Origin of the sequence: Bradyrhizobium sp. HKCCYLRH2015, from assembly GCF_051168215.1 — a bacterium.
GTDB lineage: Bacteria > Pseudomonadota > Alphaproteobacteria > Rhizobiales > Xanthobacteraceae > Bradyrhizobium.
In genome coordinates this window covers 407,749-429,428 of record NZ_JBNPUO010000002.1, presented here as the reverse complement: position 1 = coordinate 429,428, position 21,680 = coordinate 407,749, and the positions used below count along the sequence as shown (strand labels likewise).

Annotated in this window: 23 protein-coding genes; 13 read left to right on the top strand and 10 right to left on the bottom strand. The window is 66.4% G+C overall.

Going from position 1 to position 21,680, the window contains the following annotated elements; translation table 11 throughout:
• Window positions 1-35 precede the first annotated feature (35 nt).
• Together hisS and ACQR1H_RS06060 are read right to left on the bottom strand one after the other, a co-directional pair.
• On the bottom strand, window positions 36-1,580 hold the full coding sequence (hisS, locus tag ACQR1H_RS06065) for a histidine--tRNA ligase (RefSeq protein WP_434907286.1): 1,545 nt from the start codon (window positions 1,578-1,580) through the stop codon (window positions 36-38).
• Between the two features lie 259 nt (window positions 1,581-1,839).
• The gene (locus tag ACQR1H_RS06060; RefSeq protein ID WP_434907285.1) at window positions 1,840-2,919 is read right to left on the bottom strand and encodes a branched-chain amino acid aminotransferase; all 1,080 of its coding nucleotides are present in this window, start codon (window positions 2,917-2,919) and stop codon (window positions 1,840-1,842) included.
• Between the two features lie 346 nt (window positions 2,920-3,265).
• Here ACQR1H_RS06060 and ACQR1H_RS06055 point away from each other — a divergent pair, with 346 nt between their 5' ends.
• The 3 genes from ACQR1H_RS06055 (at window position 3,266) to ACQR1H_RS06045 (ending at window position 6,387) form a co-directional block, all read left to right on the top strand.
• Window positions 3,266-3,814, top strand: coding sequence for a MarR family winged helix-turn-helix transcriptional regulator (locus tag ACQR1H_RS06055; RefSeq protein ID WP_315801969.1), 549 nt, complete (start codon window positions 3,266-3,268; stop codon window positions 3,812-3,814).
• Window positions 3,811-4,542 (top strand): response regulator transcription factor, encoded by a 732-nt coding sequence (locus ACQR1H_RS06050; RefSeq protein ID WP_315801968.1) that lies wholly within the window; start codon window positions 3,811-3,813, stop codon window positions 4,540-4,542. Before ACQR1H_RS06055 ends, ACQR1H_RS06050 begins: the two co-directional genes overlap by 4 nt.
• A gap of 456 nt (window positions 4,543-4,998) precedes the next feature.
• Window positions 4,999-6,387 (top strand): ATP-binding protein, encoded by a 1,389-nt coding sequence (locus tag ACQR1H_RS06045; protein ID WP_316183195.1) that lies wholly within the window; start codon window positions 4,999-5,001, stop codon window positions 6,385-6,387.
• Window positions 6,388-6,400: 13 nt separating this feature from the next.
• Here ACQR1H_RS06045 and ACQR1H_RS06040 read toward each other — a convergent pair whose 3' ends face one another.
• Complete coding sequence (locus ACQR1H_RS06040) at window positions 6,401-7,384, bottom strand: VOC family protein (protein WP_434889502.1); 984 nt, start codon at window positions 7,382-7,384, stop codon at window positions 6,401-6,403.
• Window positions 7,385-7,524: 140 nt separating this feature from the next.
• On the opposite strand from ACQR1H_RS06040, the gene ACQR1H_RS06035 reads away from it, so the two are divergent.
• From ACQR1H_RS06035 to ACQR1H_RS06015, 5 genes are all read left to right on the top strand, one after another.
• Window positions 7,525-8,316: a DNA-binding transcriptional regulator gene (locus ACQR1H_RS06035; protein ID WP_434907284.1), complete on the top strand. Its 792-nt coding sequence runs from the start codon at window positions 7,525-7,527 to the stop codon at window positions 8,314-8,316.
• A 69-nt stretch (window positions 8,317-8,385) separates the two neighbouring features.
• Entirely contained in the window at window positions 8,386-9,909 is a 1,524-nt protein-coding gene (locus ACQR1H_RS06030) for a bifunctional 3-(3-hydroxy-phenyl)propionate/3-hydroxycinnamic acid hydroxylase (protein WP_434907283.1), read from the top strand.
• Between the two features lie 31 nt (window positions 9,910-9,940).
• Window positions 9,941-10,792 (top strand): fumarylacetoacetate hydrolase family protein, encoded by an 852-nt coding sequence (locus ACQR1H_RS06025; RefSeq protein ID WP_434907282.1) that lies wholly within the window; start codon window positions 9,941-9,943, stop codon window positions 10,790-10,792.
• 82 nt (window positions 10,793-10,874) lie between these two features.
• A complete protein-coding gene (locus ACQR1H_RS06020) occupies window positions 10,875-12,080 on the top strand; it encodes an ABC transporter substrate-binding protein (RefSeq protein WP_315801962.1) in 1,206 nt (401 codons plus the stop codon).
• A gap of 18 nt (window positions 12,081-12,098) precedes the next feature.
• A complete protein-coding gene (locus ACQR1H_RS06015; protein ID WP_434907281.1) occupies window positions 12,099-13,091 on the top strand; it encodes an NAD(P)H-quinone oxidoreductase in 993 nt (330 codons plus the stop codon).
• Window positions 13,092-13,137: 46 nt separating this feature from the next.
• On the opposite strand, the gene ACQR1H_RS06010 is transcribed toward ACQR1H_RS06015, so the two are convergent.
• Together ACQR1H_RS06010 and ACQR1H_RS06005 are read right to left on the bottom strand one after the other, a co-directional pair.
• Complete coding sequence (locus ACQR1H_RS06010; protein ID WP_315801960.1) at window positions 13,138-13,686, bottom strand: DUF3617 domain-containing protein; 549 nt, start codon at window positions 13,684-13,686, stop codon at window positions 13,138-13,140.
• An 83-nt stretch (window positions 13,687-13,769) separates the two neighbouring features.
• The gene (locus ACQR1H_RS06005; RefSeq protein ID WP_434889631.1) at window positions 13,770-14,075 is read right to left on the bottom strand and encodes a hypothetical protein; all 306 of its coding nucleotides are present in this window, start codon (window positions 14,073-14,075) and stop codon (window positions 13,770-13,772) included.
• Between the two features lie 168 nt (window positions 14,076-14,243).
• On the opposite strand from ACQR1H_RS06005, the gene ACQR1H_RS06000 reads away from it, so the two are divergent.
• From ACQR1H_RS06000 to ACQR1H_RS05985, 4 genes are all read left to right on the top strand, one after another.
• Entirely contained in the window at window positions 14,244-14,702 is a 459-nt protein-coding gene (locus tag ACQR1H_RS06000; protein WP_316217108.1) for a hypothetical protein, read from the top strand.
• Between the two features lie 132 nt (window positions 14,703-14,834).
• The gene (locus ACQR1H_RS05995; protein WP_434873255.1) at window positions 14,835-15,539 is read left to right on the top strand and encodes a ribonuclease T2 family protein; all 705 of its coding nucleotides are present in this window, start codon (window positions 14,835-14,837) and stop codon (window positions 15,537-15,539) included.
• A gap of 135 nt (window positions 15,540-15,674) precedes the next feature.
• Window positions 15,675-16,535 carry a 23S rRNA (adenine(2030)-N(6))-methyltransferase RlmJ gene (locus ACQR1H_RS05990; RefSeq protein ID WP_316183203.1) on the top strand — a complete coding sequence of 287 codons (861 nt, stop codon included), beginning with the start codon at window positions 15,675-15,677 and terminating at the stop codon, window positions 16,533-16,535.
• Between the two features lie 252 nt (window positions 16,536-16,787).
• A complete protein-coding gene (locus ACQR1H_RS05985; RefSeq protein WP_006612991.1) occupies window positions 16,788-17,003 on the top strand; it encodes a cold-shock protein in 216 nt (71 codons plus the stop codon).
• Window positions 17,004-17,251: 248 nt separating this feature from the next.
• Here the strand turns inward: ACQR1H_RS05985 and ACQR1H_RS05980 are convergent, their stop codons facing one another.
• Entirely contained in the window at window positions 17,252-17,887 is a 636-nt protein-coding gene (locus ACQR1H_RS05980; protein WP_315713602.1) for an outer membrane protein, read from the bottom strand.
• A gap of 243 nt (window positions 17,888-18,130) precedes the next feature.
• Between ACQR1H_RS05980 and uvrC the strand changes: the two genes are divergently transcribed.
• The gene (gene uvrC / locus ACQR1H_RS05975; protein WP_434839403.1) at window positions 18,131-20,197 is read left to right on the top strand and encodes an excinuclease ABC subunit UvrC; all 2,067 of its coding nucleotides are present in this window, start codon (window positions 18,131-18,133) and stop codon (window positions 20,195-20,197) included.
• A 29-nt stretch (window positions 20,198-20,226) separates the two neighbouring features.
• Here the strand turns inward: uvrC and ACQR1H_RS05970 are convergent, their stop codons facing one another.
• Genes ACQR1H_RS05970 through ACQR1H_RS05955 form a run of 4 tightly spaced genes read right to left on the bottom strand, consistent with a single transcriptional unit; the run spans window position 20,227 to window position 21,572 of the window.
• Window positions 20,227-20,646 (bottom strand): CopD family protein, encoded by a 420-nt coding sequence (locus ACQR1H_RS05970; RefSeq protein WP_315801955.1) that lies wholly within the window; start codon window positions 20,644-20,646, stop codon window positions 20,227-20,229.
• Window positions 20,643-20,972, bottom strand: coding sequence for a DUF3817 domain-containing protein (locus tag ACQR1H_RS05965; RefSeq protein ID WP_316183207.1), 330 nt, complete (start codon window positions 20,970-20,972; stop codon window positions 20,643-20,645). Before ACQR1H_RS05965 ends, ACQR1H_RS05970 begins: the two co-directional genes overlap by 4 nt.
• A complete protein-coding gene (locus tag ACQR1H_RS05960; protein WP_315801953.1) occupies window positions 20,972-21,235 on the bottom strand; it encodes a hypothetical protein in 264 nt (87 codons plus the stop codon). Before ACQR1H_RS05960 ends, ACQR1H_RS05965 begins: the two co-directional genes overlap by 1 nt.
• The gene (locus tag ACQR1H_RS05955) at window positions 21,228-21,572 is read right to left on the bottom strand and encodes an ArsR/SmtB family transcription factor (protein ID WP_315801952.1); all 345 of its coding nucleotides are present in this window, start codon (window positions 21,570-21,572) and stop codon (window positions 21,228-21,230) included. Before ACQR1H_RS05955 ends, ACQR1H_RS05960 begins: the two co-directional genes overlap by 8 nt.
• Between the last annotated feature and the right edge of the window lie 108 nt (window positions 21,573-21,680).

The following is a 21,680-nucleotide window of genomic DNA, read 5'->3' as shown; positions in this document are numbered from 1 at the left end:
GATGCGCGGGTCAAGCCCGCGCATGACGAGTTTTGCTACCCCCAGCTCACGTCGTGGCGCGCGAGCACTTCGCGCACGCCGGCGACGAGTTCGTCCTCCTTGGCTGAGAACTGCGCCGGACGGCTCTCGCGCCATTCCTGGTTGGAGGCGATCGCGGCCGCGGCCTTGGCGCCCTCGATCAAATCCTTGATCTGCACCTCGCCGCGCGCCTTCTCGTCACTGCCCTGGATGATGACGCAGGGCGCGTTGCGGCGGTCGGCATATTTGAGCTGGTTGCCCATGTTCTTCGGATTGCCGAGATAGAGCTCGGCGCGGATGCCGTGATTGCGCAAGGTCGACACCATCTTCTGATAGTCGGCGATGCGGTCGCGGTCGAACACGGTGACGACCACCGGCCCGAACGCCGGGCGCGTGTCGAGCTTGCCCAGCATCGTCAGCGCCGCCTGCAAACGAGAAACACCGATGGAGAAACCGGTCGCCGGCACCGGCTCGCCGCGGAAGCGCGACACCAGGCCGTCGTAGCGCCCGCCGCCGCCGACTGAGCCGACGCGCACTGGGCGGCCCTTCTCGTCCTTGGTCTCGAGCAGGAGTTCGACTTCGTAGACAGGGCCGGTGTAGTATTCGAGACCGCGGACGACAGTGGGATCGACACGAACGCGATCACCGTAACCGGATGCTGCAACTAACGCTGCAATACTAGCCAATTCGCTTATGCCCTCATCGGCAATACGCGCACTAGAAACGAGCATAAGCTTTGTGATTACTTCTTCATTTGTACCCGTTTCAGGGCAGGTTGACGACAACACACGAGTTATAGCGTCGTCCTGAAGACCAGCGCCCTTTGTGAAGTCTCCGCTTTCATCCTTGCGGCCTGCTCCAAGTAGAGCTCTAACCCCCTCCTCACCAAGCCGGTCGAATTTGTCGATAGCCCGCAGCACAGTGAGCCGACGGCCGGCGTTCTCATCACCGTCGAGCCCAATCGCCTCCATGACGCCATCGAGCACCTTGCGGTTGTTGACCTTCACGACATACGAGCCGCGCGGAATCCCCAGCGCCTCCATCGTATCGGCCGCCATCATGCACATCTCGGCGTCGGCCGCCGGCGAGCCGGAGCCGACGGTGTCGGCGTCGAACTGCATGAACTGGCGGAAGCGGCCGGGACCGGGCTTCTCGTTGCGGAAGACGTAGCCGGCGCGATAGCTGCGATACGGCTTGGGCAGCGCGTCGAAATTCTCGGCCACATAGCGCGCCAGCGGCGCGGTGAGGTCGTAGCGCAGCGAGATCCACTGCTCGTCATCGTCCTGGAACGAGAACACGCCCTCGTTCGGCCGGTCCTGGTCGGGCAGGAACTTGCCGAGCGCGTCGGTGTATTCGAATGCCGGCGTCTCCACCGGCTCGAAGCCGTAGCGCTCATAGACGGCGCGGATCTTCTCGACCATCTCGCGCGTCGCCGCGATCGCGGCCGGGCCGCGATCCTCGAGCCCGCGCGGCAGCCGCGCCTTCAGCTTCTGGGGTTTCTTGGGTTTGTCGGACATCTGGGACCGGAACGTAGGGTGGGCAAAGCGCAGCGTGCCCACCATGGCTGACATCGCAGACAGTGGGCCCGGCCCGCTTGCGCGGTCCTTTGCCCACCCTACGGGATGGAATGCGTTGCCGGGTTGGTAGCAGCCGCGACCGCGTGCGGCAACCCGCAGGGGCGTCGTGCACCTGCGCCTATGACAGTGAGAGCTGAGCTCCCTCAGCCCATGCGGTGCGCCCCCTCCCCGCAAGGGGGAGGGGAGCAGACCGTCATCGTGGCTGGGCTGTGCGCAAAATCTGGCAGCCCAAGCGCGCCCTGCCCTACTTCACGTCCCTGATCCAGTTGTGCGGATCCGGGCTGCGGCCGTACTGGATGTCGACGAGCTGCTTGCGCAGGCCCATGGCGACCGGGCCGGCGTCGCCGCCGTTGATCAGGACGTCGCCGCTCGCCGAGCAGACCTTGCCGATCGGCGAGATCACCGCGGCGGTGCCGCAGGCGAACGCCTCCTTCAGCCTGCCGCTCTTGGCATCCGCGCGCCACTGGTCGATCGCATACGCCTCCTCGCGCACCTCGCGGCCGGCATCGCGCGCCAGCGCGATCAGGGAGTCGCGGGTGATGCCCGGCAGGATGGTGCCGAGCGGCGGCGTCGACAGCGAGCCGTCGTCGAACACGAAGAACACGTTCATGCCGCCGAGCTCCTCGACATAGCGGCGCTCGATCGCATCCAGGAACACCACCTGGTCGCAGCCATGCTGGATCGCCTCGGCCTGCGCCTTGAGGCTCGCCGCGTAATTGCCGCCGCACTTCACGCCACCGGTGCCGCCGACGGCGGCGCGGGTGTAGTTCTCCGAGACCCAGATCGAGACCGGTGCCGGGCCGCCCTTGAAATAGGAGCCGACCGGCGAGGCGATCACCGCGAAGATGTACTCCGCCGACGGCTTCACGCCGAGGAACACCTCGCTGGCGATCATGAACGGACGCAGATAGAGGCTGCCCTCGCCGCCCGGGATCCAGGCGCGGTCGATTTGAACCAGCCGCTCGACCGCCTCGATGAAGACCTCCGGCGGCAACTGCGCCATCGCCATGCGCTCGGCCGAATTCCAGAACCGCTTGGCATTGGCGTCGGGGCGGAACAGGTTCACGCCGCCGTCGTCGCGCTTGTAGGCCTTGAGCCCCTCGAAGATCTCCTGCGCATAGTGCAGGACGGCCGCCGCCGGATCGAGCGGGAAGTTGGCGCGGGATTCGACCCGCGCGCTGTGCCACCCCTTGTCCTGGCTGTACTGGACCACGGCCATGTGGTCGGTGAACACCCGGCCGAAGCCCGGGTTGGCGAGCTTGGCAGCGCGCTCCTGGTCGGGGGTCGGGTTTGTCGTCGGCTTGATGTCGAATGTCAAAGTCATGTCCTTGCTTCCCCCGCTCTGATCGCCATTCGCGAGTTCTGGGGCCGACCCGTCCGATCGGGCCAGTCGGCTTCTTGAATTTCGGACCTGCCGCGACCGGCTTTGGGCCGGTCCCCGGGCAAGCATGCCACCACAGGACATGCTTTTGCGCCCGGCGGAAGTCCAGTATGGTTTGCCGAAATGCCGCTCGACATCACACGGTTGTTCGATACGTCGCCCAAGGATGCCCGTCGGGGTTGCCTACGGCCCGTTCAGACACGCCTGGAGACCATCGCCCGCCGATGAAACGATCTAAAATTTCGTAGCGGACGATTGTTTTGTAACATTGAACCGCAGAAACGTCAATATGGCTGACATAAATTTCTCGTCCCCGACGTTGAGCCCCGAGCTGCGCGCGGCTGAGCCCTCCGCCGCCGCCGGCGAGCCGCTGCGCTGGGACATCATCGAGCTCCTGTTCTTCGCCTATCGCGACTTCGTCGGCGATGCCGACCACGAGCTGGAGGCGTTCGGCTTCGGCCGCGCGCATCACCGCGTGATGCATTTCGTCACACGCTATCCCGGCCTGAAGGTCGCCGATCTGCTCGACGTTCTCCGCATCACCAAGCAGTCGCTCGGACGCGTGCTCAAGCAGCTGCTGGACGAAGGCTACATCGTGCAGAAGACCGGCAACAACGACCGCCGGCAGCGCCTTCTTTTCGCCACGCCGAAGGGCGAGGCGCTGGTCGCCAAGCTGGCCGGGCTGCAGACGCGGCGCATCGACCGCGCGCTGGAGCAGATCGGGCCTGCTGGCGCCGAGAAGGTCCGGCAGTTCCTGCGCGCGATGATCGATCGCGACGATCCGGACAAGGTGCTGGAAGCCATCTTCAAGACGCCTGTCGCCGCTGCCAAGGAGTGACCGTGACGATCGCCGCCATCGCACCGCATCATCAGCAGACGCCGGCCGACGACGCACCGCATCTCCTGCTCGTCGACGACGACCGCCGCATCCGCGATCTGCTGTCTCGCTTCCTGCGCGGCGAAGGCTATCGCGTCACCACGGCGGCGAGCGCGAGCGACGCCCGCGCCAAGCTGACGGGGCTGCATTTCGATCTGCTGATCCTCGACGTGATGATGCCCGGCGAAAGCGGCTTCGACCTCGCCCGCTTCATCCGCACGCAATCCTCGGTGCCGATCGTGATGCTGACCGCGCGGGCCGAGCCGGAGAGCCGCATCGAGGGCCTGCAGCTCGGCGCCGACGACTACGTCGCAAAACCGTTCGAGCCGAGAGAGCTCGCGCTGCGCATCGGCAACATCCTCAAGCGGGCCGCGCCGCCTCCGGCGGAAGAGGTCGTCGAGCAGATCGGGTTCGGCCCGTTCGTCTACCATCTGGCGCGCGGCGAGCTGAAGCAGGGCGAGGAGATCGTCCACCTCACCGACCGCGAGCGCGAGATGCTGCGCATCCTTGCCAATGCCCGCGGCGAGACCGTGCCGCGCGGCGCGCTGACCGGCAACGGCACCGTCAACGAGCGCGCCGTCGACGTCCAGATCAACCGCCTGCGCCGCAAGCTGGAGAGCGATCCGGCCAACCCGCTGTTCCTGCAGGCCGTGCGCGGCATCGGCTACCGGCTGATGGTGACGGGTTGAGAGCGGGTTGATGACCGGCGGCTCCGACCACGTTGCTCTTCTTGCGCGTTGCGCCAGTGAGCACGCTTATTCTCTCCGGTTGGATTCGAACTCTCGCCACGAGCGCGGTCTCAGCCTCTCCCCGCCTGCGGGGAGAGGTCGGATTGCATCGTCAGATGCAATCCGGGTGAGTGGGTACAGGTCTCACCACAAACACTCCCCGTGCGGCTGCCCCTCACCCCAGCCCTCTCCCCGTAAGAACGGGGAGAGGGAGCAGACCATCGCCGGTGCAAGAACTTCGATCCCATCCGCCAGGGCTGCGGCTCTCACTTCCTCGCCGCAAGAGTTGAGGCGCCCCAATCTCTCCCCGTCATTGCGAGCGAAGCGAAGCAATCCAGAGTCCCGCGATGACCCTGGATTGCTTCGTCGCTTCGCTCCTCGCAATGACGGCAGCGTCACCCGTGAGAGCAGATCCGCATGACCACGCTCGACACCGGCCTCACCCTGATCCGCACCGCCTCCCGCCGCGTGTCGCGCGCCAACAGCATCGTCGGCAACGCCTTCAAGGGCTGGATGCCGACCGGCCTGTATGCGCGGGCGCTGCTGATCATGATCGTGCCGATGGTGATCCTGCAGACGGTGGTCGCGGGCGTGTTCATGGAGCGGCACTGGAACACGGTGACGCGACGCCTGTCCGCCGCCGTGGTGCAGGACGTCGCCGCGCTGATCGACATCTACAAGGGCTATCCGCAGGACAAGGACCGCACCATGCTGCGCCGGATCGCGCAGCAGCGGCTCAACCTCGTGGTCGACTTCCTGCCGGCCGGCGACATGCCGCCGCCGGGGCCAAAACCGTTCTTCAACCTGCTCGACCAGTCGCTGTCGAGCCAGATCGGCCGCCAGATCAGCCGCCCGTTCTGGATCGACACCGTCGGCCGCTCAAACCTGGTCGAGATCCGCATCGCGCTCGATGACGCCGTGATGCGCGTGTTCGCGCAGCGTGGCGCGGCCTATGCGTCGAACACCGACATCTTCCTGTTCTGGATGGTCGGCACGTCGTCGATCCTGCTGATCGTCTCGGTGCTGTTCCTGCGCAACCAGATCAAGCCGATCCTGCGGCTCGCGGATGCCGCCGAGAGTTTCGGCAAGGGCCGCGAGGTGCCGAACTTCCGCCCGCGCGGCGCGCGCGAGGTGCGGCGCGCGGCGCACGCCTTCCTGGAGATGAAGGCGCGCATCGAGCGCACCCTCGAGCAGCGCACGGCGATGTTGGCAGGCGTCAGCCACGATCTGCGCACCATCCTGACGCGCTTCAAGCTTGAGCTGGCGCTGCTCGGCGACAGCCCGGAGATCGACGCCATGCGTAAGGACGTCGACGAGATGTCGCACATGCTGGAGGACTATCTCGCCTTCGCGCGCGGCGACAATGGCGAGATCGCGCAGCCGACCGACATCTCCAACGCGCTCGAGGAGCTGCGCAGCGACGCCGAGCGCAACGGCCATTCCGCCACGGTGTCGTTCCACGGCCTGCCGGTGGTCACCGTGAAACCGCAGGCGCTGAAGCGCTGCCTCGGCAATCTCGTCTCCAACGCCGCCCGCCATGCCGACGCGATCGCCATCACCGGCCATCGCGACCACCGCTACCTCACCATCACCGTCGACGATGACGGCCCGGGCATCCCGGCCGACATGCGCGAGGAGGTGTTCAAGCCGTTCCTGCGCCTCGACGACGCGCGCAACCAGGACGAGGGCGGCACCGGCCTCGGCCTCGCCATCGCCCGCGACATCGCCCGCTCCCATGGCGGCGATATCACGCTGGGTGACAGCCCGATGGGCGGCCTGCGCGCGAGCGTGCGGATCCCGGTGTAGCGCGCCGCTTGGTTCATTCCTGCGCGATCACCGCGTCGAGCCAAGCGCAGTTCAGCGGCGGAACGCGCGGGTCCGGCACGCGGACGCCGCGTGCAGCCGCGGACAGCCGCATGTCGCGCAGGCGCTTGCGCTGCTCATCCGGCAAATACAAGCGCTCGTGTCCCCACAATGACGGACCGTCGAAGGTCTCGTGCGGCTGCCAAGTCGCGGGATCGATCAGCCGGCCGCCCCAGCCATATTCGATGAAGAAGCCGGAGGGCGTGTTGACGTAGAACGAGGTCATGTGGTCGTTGGTATGACGGCCCAGCGTATAGGCCACGCGCCCATCGTCGAGCTGCGCCAGGTCGTAGCCCTGGCCGACGTCGTCGAGACTGCCGAGCTCCACCATGAAATGATGCAGCGTGCGGCGGCCCGAGCCGACCATCGCAAAACTATGGTGGCGGCCGTTGACGTGGAAGAAATACAGCTTGTAAGGCGTCAGGCCGAAGTCGGACACTTGGAAGCCGAGCAGGTCGCGATAGAACCGCAGCAGCGGCTCGACGTCCTCGACGTTGAGCACGACGTGTCCCATGCCGAGCGGCCCGGTGCGAAAACCGGAGATCGGACGTCCTGGCCTGAAGGGATCCGAGGCGACGGCCGCCCCCCAGAACACCTCGATCGTGTGGCCGGCGGGATCCTGAAAGCAGATCAGCTCGGTGACATGACGCTCATCGGCCAGCGCCTGCGAACCACGGGCCACCTTCACGCCGTTGTCGTCGAGACGGCCCGCCAGGCGCGCGAGCGCGGCGGCGTCGCCGACCTCCCAGCCCATGACGGCGAGCCCGCCATCGCCGCTGCCATCGACGATCAGCCGCTGCTTGCGATCGTCCATCCGATAGGCCTGCACGGTGGCCGCGCGATCCACGCGCTGCATCCCGAGGAGTTCGGTCGCCATGCGTCCCCACTGCTCCGCCTGGGACGACTTGATGCCGATGTAACCGAGCGCCGTTATTTCCATCTTGTTGTCTCCCGAAAGGCGCGGGCGGAATTTCGTATCAGCTCCGCGCGGTCCTGCAGTAGACTGCCGCCCCTGCATCCGGCTCGCGTTCTCAAGACGGTATCGGCGGACGGAAACGAAGAACAGGGAGGATTTTCCAAGTGTCCAAGCAACGGACGCGATCTCCGCAAGCCCGTCCTGCGGAGGGTGTCCGCGCCTTCAAGCGGGGCCTCGATGTGCTGCGCGCGGTCAATCGGTCCGGCGGCATTCGCGCCGGCGACGTGGCCCGCCAGCTCGATCTGCCGCGGCCCACGGTCTATCGGTTGCTCGAAACACTCGAGGAGCTCGGCTACATCGCGCGCAGCGCCAGCGACGACCGCTTCCGGGTGACGCGCCACGCATTGAACCTCGGCGACGGCTATGATCCCGGCATCGTCATCTGCCAGGCAGCCGCGCCCTATCTCGCCGAACTCAGCCGCACCCTGGTCTGGCCCGTCGACCTGTCGACTTATGAGAACGGCGCGATGGTCATCCAGGAGACCACGCATGCGCGCAGCCCGCTCTCGATCGATCGCAGCATGATCGGCAAGCGCCTGCCGATGCTGCAGACCTCGGCCGGCCGGGCCTATCTGGCGGCCTGCCCGCCCGCAGAGCGGGACCTCATCATCAACCACCTGCGACGCATCGAGAATGCCGAGGACCTTCCCTTCCTGGCGCCCGAGCGGCTGCAGCGCATGATGAATGAAACGTCTCAGCGCGGCTATGCAATCCGCAACGAGGGCGAGTTCAATCCGAAGACGTCATCGATCGCGGTGCCGATCGTGCGGGGCGACGTCGTGTTCGGCTGCATGTCGATCATCTGGATCCGCTCCGCCATGACCCTGGAGGAGGCTGTCGCCCAGTACGCGGCGCCATTGCGCGACGCCGCAGCCGCGATCCCCGTCCAGGCCTGAGCGTCCGCTGGGCGGACAGTTCGTGACCGCGCCTTGAAGGTGCGAGGCGGTTGCGGAACAGATGCGACCATGAGCAACATGGCCGCACACTCCGGAAGCTTCGACGTCGTCATCGTCGGTCGCGGGCCCATCGGCTCGACGCTCGCCAACCTGCTCGGCCTGTGCGGCATCCGCACCCTGGTCCTGGAGCGCGAAGCCAAGGCTTATCACTTGCCGCGCGCAGTGCATTTCGATGACGAATGCATGCGCGTGTTCCAGACCATCGGTCTCGCCGACGCCATCCTGCCCCACATCACTTTAAGTCCCGGGATGCGCTTCGTCGATGCGGAGGGACGGTTGCTGCTGGACTGGCCGCGCCCCAGCGCGCCGACAGCGATGGGCTGGAATCTGAGCTACCGCTTTCACCAGCCCGATCTCGAAGCCGTGCTCAACAATGGCCTGGAGCGCTGGCCTCATGTCGAGCTGCGCACGCGCTGCGATGTGTTCGCGCTGGAGCAGAACCAGGACGGCGCCCGCGTTCGCTATGAGGATCTCGCCACGGGCCAGCTGGTCGATATCTCCTGCGCTTATGTGGTCGGCTGCGACGGAGCACGCTCGCTGGTGCGGCGCTTCATCGGCTCGGCGCTGGACGATCTCGGCTTCCACGAGCGCTGGCTGGTCTGCGACGTGCGGCTGAGCGAGGAACGGCCCGACCTCGGCGATTTCAGCGTCCAGCACTGCAACAAGCAGCGTCCCGCGACCTACATTCGCGGCACCGGCAACCGCCGACGCTGGGAAATCACGGTTCAGCCTGACGAAGACGCCGCCGAGATCACGCGGCCGGCGCGCGTGTGGGAGCTGCTCTCGCCCTGGCTCCGGCCCGCAGAGGCCGAGATCGAACGCGCCGCTGTCTACACCTTCCACTCAGCGGTGGCGCAGCAATGGCGTAGCGGACGGTTGCTGCTCGCAGGTGATTCCGCGCATCAGACCCCGCCGTTCCTTGGCCAAGGCATGTGTGCCGGCATTCGCGATGCAGCCAACCTCGCGTGGAAGCTGGCCCATGTGATCGCCGGCAAGGCAACGCCTGATCTTCTCGACACCTATCAAAGCGAGCGCGCGCCGCATGTACGCGAGTTCATCGAGCTCGCGATCCGGCTGGGCGGACTCATCAACACCAAGGCGGTCGAGTCGGCGCTCGCGACCGGCACGGCACAGGGCGACGGCCAGCTCAAGCTCGACGTGCAGAAGCCGCTGCTCGGCCCGGGCCTGGCCTGCGGCGATCGCAGCATGACCGGAAAGCCGGCGCCGCAATTCCGCAGCCGCGATCTCGGCCGCAGCGACGACCGCATCGGTTATCGCTTCGCGCTGTTGTGCCGGTCAGGACTCGGTGCCGCAGTGATCGAGCAGCATCATGCCCGCCTGACGGCCGCTGACGTCGCCGTCATCTGCGGCGAGGAAGCTGGCCGCCTCGACGGCTGGCTCGATCAGCACGGCTTCGACGCCGTGCTGATGCGCCCCGACCGCTACATCCTGGGCGCTGTCCGCACGGGCGAAGATCCCGCGGTGCTGTTGTCAGGCCTCGCCTTCCTCGCACCGCTGCCGAACGCGACCTGAGCGTTTCCGTTCCTTTTGAGAGGGTTCACGTATGAAGCTGGTTTCCTTTGTCATCGACGGTCGTGCGGGCTACGGCGTAGTGAAAGGCGATGGTGTCGTCGACCTCGGCCGGCGGCTGTCGTCGAAGAGCCTGCGCGCGCTGCTTGAGGCCCATGCGCTCGGCGACGCCGCCGCGCTGCTCGCCTCCGAACCGGCCGACTATCCGCTCGACGCGATCGCCTTCGCGCCCGTCATTCCCGATCCCGGCAAGATCATCTGCGTCGGCCTGAACTATCGCGACCACGTCGCCGAGACCGGGCGAACCGTCACCGAGAAGCCGGCGCTGTTCGCGCGCTTTCCGACCAGCCAGGTGGGACATCTGCAACCGATCGTTCGCCCTGGTGTCTCCGATCATTTCGACTACGAGGGCGAGCTCGCGCTCGTGATCGGGACAGCCGGCCGGCATGTCCGGCGCGAGGACGCGCTCACGCACATCGCCGGCTATTCCTGCTACAATGAAGGCAGCATCCGCGACTGGCAGCGCCATACGTCGCAATTCCTGTCGGGCAAGACCTTCGACCAGTCCGGCGCGTTCGGCCCCTGGCTCGTCACCGCCGACGAAATTCCCGACCCGTCCAGGCTGACGCTGCAGACCCGCCTCAATGGCGAGACCGTGCAGCGGACCACCACGGACCTGCTCATCACCGACGTGCCTGATCTGATCGTCTATTGCTCGGAGATCATGACCTTGCTGCCGGGCGACGTGATCGTCACCGGCACGCCGGGAGGCGTCGGCTTCAAGCGCACCCCGCCACTGTTCATGAAGCCCGGCGATACGGTCGAGGTCGAGATCTCGGGCATCGGCGTACTGCGCAATCCCGTGGCCGCCGAACCGGCGGCCTGACGTCTCCGCCTCGCGGAACCGCGCGGCGCACCAACCAAACACGACATAACAAACAAAGTCGTTGAATCCGGGGAGGATCATCATGTCGCGACGTCTCACAGCGGGCATCGCCGCGCTGTTGCTGCTTGCAGGCTCATCCGCGCAGGCGGACATCAAAGGGAAAGCCATCCGGATTGGCGTGCTCACCGACATGACCGGCATCTTTGCGACCGCGATGGGGCCCGGCTCGGTGGAAGCGGCACGGATGGCCGCAGAGGAATTCGGCGGCAACATCAACGGCAGGCCGATCGAGATCCTTCAGGCGGACCACCAGAACAAGCCGGATATCGCGGTCGCGATCGCCCGGCGCTGGTTCGAACAGGACGGCGTGCAGGCGATCGCGGACGGCGGCAGCTCCGGCGCGGCGCTCGGCGTCCAGGAGCTGGTGCGCAGCAACGGCAGGATCTTCCTCGTCTCGGGGGCCGGCGCCAACCAGCTCACCGACGAGGCGTGCGCGCCGACCTCGGTGCAATGGACGCACGACGCCTATTCGACCGCCACCGCCGTCGTCTCGGGCATCATGCAGACCAGCAAGGAGCCGTGGTTCTTCATCACCGGCGACTATGCGTTCGGCCATTCGGTCGAGGCGACCGCGCGCGCCCGCATCGCCGAGCTCGGCGGCACGGTCGCCGGCAGCGTCAAGGCGCAGCTCGGCACGCCGGATTACGGCTCGTTCCTGTTGCAGGCCCAGGCCTCCGGCGCCAAGATCCTGGCGCTCAACGTCGCCGGCGACAATGCCACCGCCATCAAGCAGGCCGAGGAATTCGGGCTTGCGGCCCAGGGGATGAAGATCGTGCCGATGTCGTTCCAGAACGTCGACATCGAAGCCATCGGCCTCAAGGCGACGCAGGGCGATCTCATCGTCACCAGCTTCTTCGAGGACGCCTCCCCCGCCGCGCGCCGCTTCTCCGACGCGTTCTACGCGCGCCGCAAGGCGATGCCGTCACAGATCCAGGCCGGGGTTTATTCGGCCGTGCGGCACTATCTGCAGGCGGTGAAGGATGCGGACAGCGACGACGGCGCAACGGTGATGGCGAAGATGAAATCCACACCGGTCTCGGACGCCTATGCGGACCACGGTCAGATCCGCGACGACCAGCGCATGGTGCACGACCTGTACCTCGTCCAGGTCAAGACTCCCGCCGAATCGAAGGGCCCCTGGGACTTCGTCAAGCTGGTGACGAAGATCGCCCCCGATCAGGCGTTTCGTCCGCTCGACCGCAGCAAGTGCGGCCTGGTCGGCAAGTGAGCACATGAGCGACCACACATGATTCCGGACGATCAGCGCGCCGTCATCATCACCGCCGCGGGCGGCCCGGAGGTCCTGTCGGAGCGACAGGACTGGCCGGTCCCGCGGCTCGGCCCCGACGACGTCCTGATCGAGGTCGCCGCCGCCGGCATCAACCGTCACGACTGCAACCAGCGCGCTGCCGGGCCGTCGCGGGAGCCCAATCCCATACCGGGATTGGAAGCCTCGGGGCGCATCGTGGCCTGCGGCGCCGACGTTTCCCCGGAACGGCTGGGTCAAGCGGTGATGGCGCTGACCGACGGCGGCTCATACGCGCAATACGTCGCCACCGATCAGCATCTTGCGCTGGACCTGCCGAGCAGCCTCGACTGGATCCAAGGCGCCGCCCTGCCCGAGGCGCTGTTCACGACCTGGTTCAACTTCTTCGAGCTGATGCGCATGGCGCCCGGCGAGACCACCCTGATTCACGGCGGCAGCAGCGGCGTCGGCACGATCGCGATCCAGCTGCTGCGCGCGCTGGGACATCCCGTCATGGCCACCGCCGGCACCGCGGAGAAGCGCGCCCTGGCACTCAGGCTCGGCTGCAGCGCCGTGTTCGACTATGCCGATCCCGATCTCGCCGAGCAGATCCGCGCGGCGACGGGGACGCGCGGGGTCGACTGCATCCTCGACACCTCCGCCGGCGCTTACATCGCCCAGGACCTTGCGGCGCTCGCGATGGGCGGACGGATCGCCCAGCTCTCGGCTGGACAGGGCAAGGAGCTGGCGGTGCCGCTGCGCAGCCTGATGGCGCGCCGGGCCAGCATCACCGGCGCGTTCCTGCGGTCGACGTCGCTCGATCTCAAGCGGCGGATCGCGACCGAGCTGCGGCAGCGGATCTGGCCTCTTCTCGGAACGGCCATTCGGCCGCACATCGACAGCACCTATCGCCTGTCCGAGGCGGCCGCTGCGCATGCCCGCATGGAGACGGGCCGGCACATCGGGAAGATCGTGCTTTGCGTCCGCGAATGAGCGACGATCCACGTCGCTGCGCCCATCACGCGCAACGAGCGCCCGCCTACTGCTTCACGCCCGGGATCAGGGCCTTCAGCTTGGCCATGTCCTTGACGTTCATCTTCATGCCGCCGGGCATCACGATGTCCCCGGGCTTCTGGTCGGGCTTGCAGGCGCCGAGCCACTTGGCCTCGATCGTCATCGCGGTGTCCTTCACCCCGGTGCCGGCGGCGCCGCCCGTGACGCGCGACATCGTCTTCACCGTATAGGCCGAGTTGAAATCGCCCGTGATGTCGGCATGCGACGTCGTATTGATGCCGCCGAAATTGCAGACCGAATCGGAGACGTAGCCGGTCGCGGTCTTCTGGATGTCCTGCTTGGAGCAGACCTGCTGCGCCATCGGAGAGGCGAAGTTGTTCATCTCCTTGTCGGTGGCCGCGTCGGTGCAGTGCTGAATCGTCGCCTCCGGCAGCTGACCACCGGATCTGATCATCTTCAGCTCCCACAGGCCGGCCTTGCGCACCGGCAGGTCGACGGCCCGAGCCTCATGGCTCGCGGTCACGCCCAGAAGGCAGCAGGCCAACAGCCCGATTGCGATGCGTGTGCAGGTCATGTGCCCCCGTTCCGGCTCGTTGATCGATGCCAGAGCGAATGCCGCCAAAAGATGGCAATTAGGAGAACGGTGTTGATGGAAGGTCAGTAGAGCGTCCGCAGCGGCCGCTGCGCCGAGCCGTACGGTACCCAGCGGCAGGAGAACGAGACGTAGCCGCCGTAGCGCGCATCGACGGCGCTGAACTTCGCGACCTTGCCGTAGGAGGCGCAATGGTCGACCGCGAGCTGGCGCGCATCGGTGGTCTGGGCCAGCTGATAGGCGATGATGCCGCCGGTGTCGTTGGCCTTGAAGGGCGGCACCACGTCGGCCTGGGCGGACGCGGCAACCAGAACCATCCCAGCGGCCACGAGGCCTGCAGTCTTCACGAATCCGGCCATCAGCGTCCGCATTGCATTCTCCTCGATCTGGCCTGCCATTCTAAAGGTCCCGTGCGGTCAAGAAAAGAACACCGGCCCCGGGTTAACAGGACTAATCGTGGAGTGTTGCCGCGTTGCACTTGACCTCCTGTGGCCACCGCGGCACGGTCCACGCTCCCGGATCAGCCTTGCGGACGGCCCATGCGCGACTTCAGCTCAGCTTTCAAGACGTTCGGTGCCGCATGCGGCGCGCTGCTCGCGGTCGCGACCGCGCCGGTCCAGGCGGCCAACCCGCTCGAGATGAACTTCTGGCTGTCCGGTCCGAAATATGACGGCCGGGTCGCGCCTTGCGAGGCGGCCATTCCGACCATCGTCTCGCGATTCCAGGACAAGGAGAGCACCTTCTGGAATTCCTCGCTGACGATCACCGGCGTCGCCAATGTCCACGAGATCGCCTTCCGGCCCTGGCAGTCCGACAACATCCCGCGCCGCTTCTGCACCGGCAGCGTGATGATCAGCGACGGCAAGGCGCGCACCGTCAACTTCTCGATCATCGAGGATGGCGGCTTCGCCGGCTATGACCAGGGCGTCGAGTTCTGCGTCGTCGGCCTCGATCGCAACTGGGCCTTCAATCCGGCCTGCCGCGCCGCCAAGCCCTGATTCGCCTTTCCCGGCGCATCGCCCGCTCGCGCGAGCGGCCGGCTGACCAATGGCTGCCTCGGGGCAGCCATTTTTGTTCTTGAAATGTTCCCGCGCACTGGTAGGCTCCTGGCATTGTCCGGGGAGTATGCCATGTTCGATTGCCTGCGCCGACCTGCCGTCCTGTTGTCCAGAACGATCGCCTGCTTTGCCCTCTTGCTCGGTGTGCTCGCGGCTGGCTCCGCCGCGGCGCAGGACCGGCGCCAGAATGCGCCGGGCGCGTTCGACTTCTACGTTCTCTCGCTGTCGTGGTCGCCCTCGTACTGTGCCGAGGCGGAGGAGCGCGGCGGCCGCGGCAGCCGGTCCCAACAGTGCACCGGCCGGCCCTACTCGTTCGTCGTGCACGGGCTGTGGCCGCAATACGAGAACGGCTACCCCGAATATTGCGAGCAGCCGGCGCCGCGCCTGCCGCGCAACATCATGACCTCGATGCTCGACCTGATGCCGGCGCCAGGCCTGATCTACAACGAGTGGGACAAGCACGGCACCTGCGCCGGCATGTCGGCGAAGGCCTATTTCGAAGCCATCCGCAAGGCGCGGGCCGCCATCAAGATCCCGCCGGAATTTCTCGATCTCGCGGAAGCCAAGACAGTGACGCCGGCGGCGGTTGAGGAAGCCTTCATCAAGGCCAACCCCAAGCTCACGACATCGGGCATTGCCGTCACCTGCAATCGCACCCGGCTGAGCGAGGTCCGGATCTGCCTGTCGAAGGACCTCGAGTTTCGCAATTGCGACGAGATCGACCGGCAGGCCTGCCGGCGCGACGAGGTCAACATGCCGCCGGTCCGCGGCGGCTAGCGACGGCGAATCGGGCGACCGCAGCGCGTCGGCCTGCGGCCCTGTTGCGGCGGCGCTGATCCGCGGCTCTCCGAAAGGGCATGCGGCGCATCGACGGGGTACCCTTTTGACACGGAACGGCGTAACCCGGACGGCATGAACTACCGACACGCCTTTCACGCCGGCGGCTTCGCCGACGTCATCAAGCACATCGTGCTGACGCGCATCCTGGTCTACCTCCAGGAGAAGCCCGCTGCGTTCCGGGTGATCGACACCCATGCCGGCGCTGGCCTGTACGATCTCACCGGCGACGAGGCCACCCGCAGCGGCGAGTTCCTCACCGGCATTGCCCGCCTGCTGCAGGCGCGGCTGTCGGATCAGGTCTATGCGCTGGTCCAGCCCTATCTGGATATCGTCCGATCGTTCAATCCGACGGCCGAGCTCGTCGCCTATCCCGGCTCGCCGCTGATCGCGCGCGCGCTGCTGCGGCCGCAGGACCGCATGACCCTGTGCGAGCTGGCGCCGATCCCCCGCAAGCAGCTGATCGATCAGTTGCGCCGCGACACCCAGGCCCGCGTCGTCGATCTCGACGGCTGGGTCGCCCTGCCCGCCTTCGTGCCGCCGAACGAGCGCCGGGGCGTGGTGCTGATCGATCCGGCGTTCGAGGCGAAGGATGAGTTCGAGCGGCTCGCCGACCGCTTTGCCGCGGCCTTCGCGAAATGGACCACTGGTATCTACGTGCTGTGGTACCCCGCCAAGAGCCGGCGCGCCACCGAAGAGCTGAGCGATCGCATCGCGGCGCTCGCGGCCGCGGCCAAGCCGCCCGGCAAGGTGCTGCGGGTCGAGTTCAGTGTTGCACCGCAGATCGAAGGCGAGGCGCTGACCTCGACCGGACTGCTGATCGTCAACCCGCCCTGGACATTGCATGACGAGCTGAAGCTCATCCTGCAGGAACTGCAGAAGCCGCTCGGCCAGGGCGGCGCGGCGCGCTTCCGAATCGAATTCCCCAAAGCTTGAAACGGCTACTGGTCGAAAAGCCGTAGTCAATCGGCGCGGAACCGTATTATTGTGTCCGATTGTAAGACTGGCTTTACGTTCCGCTTCCGCGAATGGTTGCGGCGGGGTGATCAAGGCCTAACAAGATCCGGCGATCCGGCGCGGCGAGCGCTGGGCGTTAAGGTGGCCAACGCTTTCCGATCAAAGTGATGTCCGGTCGGACGCTGCGCAGGGCGCGCAGTGGAGGAAGCATTGCGGGGGAGGAGTTTCCCGATGGCCATGACTGGGACGGTCAAGTTCTTCAACGGTGAACGCGGCTACGGCTTCATCAAGCCGGACGACGGTGGACGCGACGTGTTCGTGCACATCACGGCGGTGGAGCGCGCGGGCCTGAAGGACCTGACCGAAGGACAGCGGATCAGCTTCGAGGTCGAGCCGGACAAGAAGGGCAAGGGCCCGAAAGCGGTGAACCTGGTGCTATCGTCTTAGGACGAGCCCGCCTGGCGGTCGTTCACGCGCCGGCGTGATTGCAACCGGACGCGCCTCGACGCCACCTCTTCGTTGGTTTGGAAGCTGTCGGCAGCGCCTGTGTGCGTGCACAGCATTGCCGGCTCGTACGTGCAGGCCGCGCGCGATGATGCACGATTGCACGGAGCGCTCCGACAAAAAAATCCCGGCCGCGCGAGCGGCCGGGAGGTTGTCGTTGGACGTTTCTTCTTCCTATTCCCTCGTTGCCATCAGAAGTGGAAGTTGATGCCTGCGCGCACAATTCCAAACCGATAGTCGTTCTTCGCCCCCGTGATCACGAAATTGCTGCTGTCGAGATCGACGTAGAGATACTCGATCTTGGCGGTCCAGTTCTGCGCCAGGCCGAACTCGGTGCCGGCGCCGAGCGTCCAGCCCACCGTGGTGTGCGATTCCGAAAGACCGAAGGTCTCGGCGCGCAGGCCGCCAAAGGCGAGGCCGCCGGTGCCGTAGAACAGGATGTTGTTGAAGGCGTAGCCGGCGCGGCCGCGCAAGGTGCCGAACCACGGGTTGGAGAACTTCCACGGCGCGAAGGTGTCGTTGGCGCCGGTCAGGTTGATGTCGCCCTCGGCGCCGAACACCCACGGGCCGTTCTGCCAATTGTAGCCCGCGGTCAGGCCGCCGGTGAGACCGGACGGCTTGGTCGGGTTGTTGCCGACGGTGCCCCACTCATAGCCCAGCGTGCCGCCGAGATAGGGGCCGGCCCAGCTGTAGGCGTTGAGGGGCTGGTTGACGGTGTAGGGCGCGCCGCGCCCGTAGCCGAGGTCCGCCGCCTGCGCCGAGACCGATCCGAGAGCCGCCGCGCCCAAGCCCGCCGCGGCGGCAGCACCGACCAAGAACCTGTTCATCGCTCACTCCACGCCACTCGCCGTCACCCGCCGGAGCATGCGCCGCGCGACTGTGCTGCGCGGGCCGGCGTGGTTACGGAACTCTCGCTTCTTTCGTGAGCATTTATCGAGAGTTTTAGGTTAAGCCGTTGTTAAGCCGGGTTACCCGGCCATTAACGTGCTTAACGGAGCGTTACCGCCCTGCCCTGTGCATGGCGCGATCGCAAGCTGGCGAGACGGCGCGGCAGCGCTTAATTTGCGGACATGACCACCCACAGCTCCGATCCACCCAAGGCGCCGACGCCCCCGAGCCGGCGTGGCGCCACGGCCGACCTGCCGCCCGAGGCCATCGACACGCCCGATCTCGACCCCGCCGCCTCGGCTGCAGACGAGGACGATGACGGCCGGCTGCCGGAGCTGGCCGAGGAGAGCCTGGAGGCCGTCGGCGAGGGCCCGCTCGCGATCGGCCACGCGGCGATCGAGAACGCGGTGCGGCTGGCGCCGACCTCGCCCGGCGTCTACCGCATGCTCAACGCGGCCCACGACGTGCTCTATGTCGGCAAGGCCAAGAACGTCAAAAAGCGCCTGTCGTCCTATGCGCGTGCCAACGCGCCGCTGCCGGCGCGCATCCTGCGCATGATCGCGGCCACCGTGACGGTCGAGATCGTCTCCACCACCACGGAGACCGAGGCGCTGCTGCTCGAAGCCAATCTGATCAAGCAGCTCAAGCCGCGCTTCAACGTGCAGCTGCGCGACGACAAGTCGTTTCCCTACATTCTCATCACCGGCGACCATTGGGCGCCGCAGATCCTCAAGCACCGCGGCGCGCAGTCCCGGCCGGGGCGCTATTTCGGGCCGTTCGCCTCGGCCGGCGCGGTCAACCGCACCATCACCGCGCTGCAGCGCGCCTTCCTGATCCGCTCCTGCACCGATTCGTTCTTCGAGAGCCGCACCCGCCCCTGCCTGCTGCACCAGATCCGCCGCTGCGCGGGTCCCTGCACCCAGGAGATCGATTTCCCCGGCTATACCGAATTGGTGCGCGAGGCGACCGACTTCCTGTCCGGACGCAGCCAGGCGGTGAAGGCGCTGCTGGCGGCCGAAATGGAGAAGGCGTCCAGCGAGCTCGAATTCGAGACCGCCGCCGTCTATCGCGACCGCCTCGCGGCGCTGTCGGCGATCTCCTCGCAGCAGGGCATCAACCCGCGCACGGTCGAGGAAGCCGACGTGTTCGCCATCCACCAGGAGGGCGGCTATTCCTGCGTCGAGGTGTTCTTCTTCCGCACCGGCCAGAACTGGGGCAACCGCGCCTATTTCCCGCGCGCCGAGAAGACGTTCACACAAGAGGAGGTGCTGTCCGCGTTCCTGTCGCAGTTCTACGACGACAAGCCGCCGCCGAAGCTGATCCTGCTGTCGCATGAGATCGAGGAGGCCGAGCTGCTCGCCGAGGCGCTGTGCGTCAAAGCCGGCCACAAGGTCGAGGTGTCCTGTCCGAAGCGCGGCGAGAAGAAGGACCTGGTCACACACGCGCTGACCAATGCGCGCGAGGCGCTCGGCCGCAAGCTCGCGGACACCGCGACCCAGAGCCGCCTGCTGGAGGCGATGACGACCACGCTCGGCCTGCCGCAGGTGCCGAAGCGCATCGAGGTCTACGACAACAGCCACATCCAGGGCACCAACGCGGTCGGCGCGATGATCGTTGCCGGCCCCGACGGCTTCATGAAGAACCAGTACCGCAAGTTCAACATCAAGTCGGAAGGGCTGACGCCCGGCGACGACTACGCGATGATGAAGGAGGTGCTGCAGCGCCGCTTCAAGCGGCTGGTGTCACCGTCGGAGAAGGATGTCGCCCGCGCGGCCAAGGAGGACGACGTGCCGCAATGGCCGGATCTCGTCATCATCGATGGCGGCCGCGGCCAGCTCAATGCCGTCCGCGAGATCTTCACCGAGCTCGGCGTCACCAATGTCGCGCTGATGTCGGTCGCCAAGGGCCCCGATCGCGACGCCGGCCGCGAGACCTTGTTCATCCCGGAGCGGGAGGCGATCAAGCTCGAGCCGCGCGACCCCGTGCTGTATTTCATCCAGCGGCTGCGCGACGAGGCCCATCGCTTCGTCATCGGCTCGCACCGCAAGCTGCGCAAGAAGGACATCCGCGAGGCCGGCCTGCAGGAGATCCCCGGCATCGGCCCGTCGCGCAAGCGCGCGCTGCTGCACCATTTCGGCACCCTGAAGGAGATCGAGCGCGCCTCGATCGCCGACCTCGGCAAGGTGCCGGGAGTGTCAGCCGAAAGCGCCCGCAAGATATTTGAGTATTTTCACAGCAACGCCAGTTGAAGGACGCCTTCTGCGCTCGCGCCGGCCGCTCAGAACGGCTTGACGACGACGAGCACGGCGATCGCAGCGGTGCTGCCGACGATCAGTGGCGGCATGTGAGACGGCCAGCGCGACGCCGGCGTCTCTGACCGCGATAGCCGTCGCAGCGTTCCCGCGAGCACGCCGTGCAGCGCGGACAGCGCGACCACGATGCCGAGCTTGATCGTCAGCCAAAGCGAGCCGAACCATTGGCCCTGCATGGCGAGTGCGAGGCCTGCGCCCCACACGACGAGCATGGCCGGCGTCGTGACACGCCGGTCCCAGCGGCTGACGATCTCGACCATGGTGGCGGCACCAGCCGCTTCTGCCTTGGTCGCAGCCGCCGCGATGGTGATCGCTGCGGCCAGCAACCCGCCGCTCCAGCACAGTACGGCGGCGACGTGCAGCGCCTTGAGCCACTCGACCATCATGGCGCCGCCAGCAGCATCTCGCGTCGCGCCAGGACGCGGGCATTGACGAAGCCGCCGAACGGCACGAATGCGGCCATTGTCATCCGGACGATCTCCGTTCTCGACCAGCCGCCACCGGCTGCGAGCTGGATGAGCATCCAGATGTAGCCCATGAAAGCGAGGCCGTGGACAGGACCCATGATCCTGGTGGCGACGGCGAAGCCGGCAAAGTGCTTCAGCGGCACCGCCACCAGCACCAGCAGCAGCAATGTGCTGCCTTCGACGAGCGAGACTGCGCGCATCCGCTTCAACAGCGACAGCTCCTCGGCCTGATGTTGAGTGGTCATCATTCGACCTCCTTCAGCACCTTCTCGACCTGGGTGAGCCGCAGCTCGATCTGCCCCAGACTGCCCTTGAGGGCGGCGAGCAGCTCTGCACTCGTCTCCTGCGCTCGAACGGCTCGCTCGGTCAGCGCGCGGAAGCCCTCCTCCGTCGCGACCTGCCGTCCGGCCTGCCGGACCGCCGCAAAATACTTCATCGCAAACACCAGGATGATGGTGACAAGGACGAGGATCGTGACGAGCAGGAAGATGGCGGCTTTGTCAGCCATGTTGGTCTCCTTCCGGTTTGATGGAGGATGGAACGACGGACAGCGTCTCCGCTGCTTTGGCGATCGAGGACGGCGTCAGGGCGATCTCGAAGGGAGCAACCTCGAAGTAGTTCAGCGCCTTGCCGTCGGCGGAGAGCTCCAACCGGCTGGTGACCAGCCCCGCCTCTTCGAGCTTGCGCAAATGAAGGTGCAGCAATGGCCGGCTGATGCCGAGCTCGCGGGCCAACTGGCTGACATAGGTGCGCCCCCGGGCCTGCAAAGCAGCCACCACCCGCAACCGATGCGGATTGGCCAACGCTGCCAGCCTGTCCAGCAGTTGATCGCCTTCAGTGGGCATACGTCGCGGCTCTCCACCTGTAAGAATATTATTACAGGTGAGGTCCGCCCCCGTCAACTTTATGATACACATGTCAGGAAAAAATTTCGATTTCCATATATTTACCCG

What these genes read in the sequence shown, in the direction of transcription:
- ACQR1H_RS06040 (WP_434889502.1), bottom strand. Translation starts at nt 7,384, where the DNA reads ATGGAAATAACGGCGCTCGGTTACATCGGCATCAAGTCGTCCCAGGCG.
- ACQR1H_RS06055 (WP_315801969.1), top strand. Translation starts at nt 3,266, where the DNA reads ATGGCTGACATAAATTTCTCGTCCCCGACGTTGAGCCCCGAGCTGCGC.
- ACQR1H_RS06020 (WP_315801962.1), top strand. Translation starts at nt 10,875, where the DNA reads ATGTCGCGACGTCTCACAGCGGGCATCGCCGCGCTGTTGCTGCTTGCA.
- ACQR1H_RS05995 (WP_434873255.1), top strand. Translation starts at nt 14,835, where the DNA reads ATGTTCGATTGCCTGCGCCGACCTGCCGTCCTGTTGTCCAGAACGATC.
- ACQR1H_RS06025 (WP_434907282.1), top strand. Translation starts at nt 9,941, where the DNA reads ATGAAGCTGGTTTCCTTTGTCATCGACGGTCGTGCGGGCTACGGCGTA.
- ACQR1H_RS06000 (WP_316217108.1), top strand. Translation starts at nt 14,244, where the DNA reads ATGCGCGACTTCAGCTCAGCTTTCAAGACGTTCGGTGCCGCATGCGGC.
- ACQR1H_RS06005 (WP_434889631.1), bottom strand. Translation starts at nt 14,075, where the DNA reads ATGCGGACGCTGATGGCCGGATTCGTGAAGACTGCAGGCCTCGTGGCC.
- ACQR1H_RS06015 (WP_434907281.1), top strand. Translation starts at nt 12,099, where the DNA reads ATGATTCCGGACGATCAGCGCGCCGTCATCATCACCGCCGCGGGCGGC.
- ACQR1H_RS05970 (WP_315801955.1), bottom strand. Translation starts at nt 20,646, where the DNA reads ATGATGGTCGAGTGGCTCAAGGCGCTGCACGTCGCCGCCGTACTGTGC.
- ACQR1H_RS05985 (WP_006612991.1), top strand. Translation starts at nt 16,788, where the DNA reads ATGGCCATGACTGGGACGGTCAAGTTCTTCAACGGTGAACGCGGCTAC.
- ACQR1H_RS05990 (WP_316183203.1), top strand. Translation starts at nt 15,675, where the DNA reads ATGAACTACCGACACGCCTTTCACGCCGGCGGCTTCGCCGACGTCATC.
- hisS (WP_434907286.1), bottom strand. Translation starts at nt 1,580, where the DNA reads ATGGTGGGCACGCTGCGCTTTGCCCACCCTACGTTCCGGTCCCAGATG.
- ACQR1H_RS05960 (WP_315801953.1), bottom strand. Translation starts at nt 21,235, where the DNA reads ATGGCTGACAAAGCCGCCATCTTCCTGCTCGTCACGATCCTCGTCCTT.
- ACQR1H_RS06060 (WP_434907285.1), bottom strand. Translation starts at nt 2,919, where the DNA reads ATGACTTTGACATTCGACATCAAGCCGACGACAAACCCGACCCCCGAC.
- ACQR1H_RS05980 (WP_315713602.1), bottom strand. Translation starts at nt 17,887, where the DNA reads ATGAACAGGTTCTTGGTCGGTGCTGCCGCCGCGGCGGGCTTGGGCGCG.
- ACQR1H_RS05965 (WP_316183207.1), bottom strand. Translation starts at nt 20,972, where the DNA reads ATGACCACTCAACATCAGGCCGAGGAGCTGTCGCTGTTGAAGCGGATG.
- ACQR1H_RS06045 (WP_316183195.1), top strand. Translation starts at nt 4,999, where the DNA reads ATGACCACGCTCGACACCGGCCTCACCCTGATCCGCACCGCCTCCCGC.
- ACQR1H_RS05955 (WP_315801952.1), bottom strand. Translation starts at nt 21,572, where the DNA reads ATGCCCACTGAAGGCGATCAACTGCTGGACAGGCTGGCAGCGTTGGCC.
- uvrC (WP_434839403.1), top strand. Translation starts at nt 18,131, where the DNA reads ATGACCACCCACAGCTCCGATCCACCCAAGGCGCCGACGCCCCCGAGC.
- ACQR1H_RS06030 (WP_434907283.1), top strand. Translation starts at nt 8,386, where the DNA reads ATGAGCAACATGGCCGCACACTCCGGAAGCTTCGACGTCGTCATCGTC.
- ACQR1H_RS06010 (WP_315801960.1), bottom strand. Translation starts at nt 13,686, where the DNA reads ATGACCTGCACACGCATCGCAATCGGGCTGTTGGCCTGCTGCCTTCTG.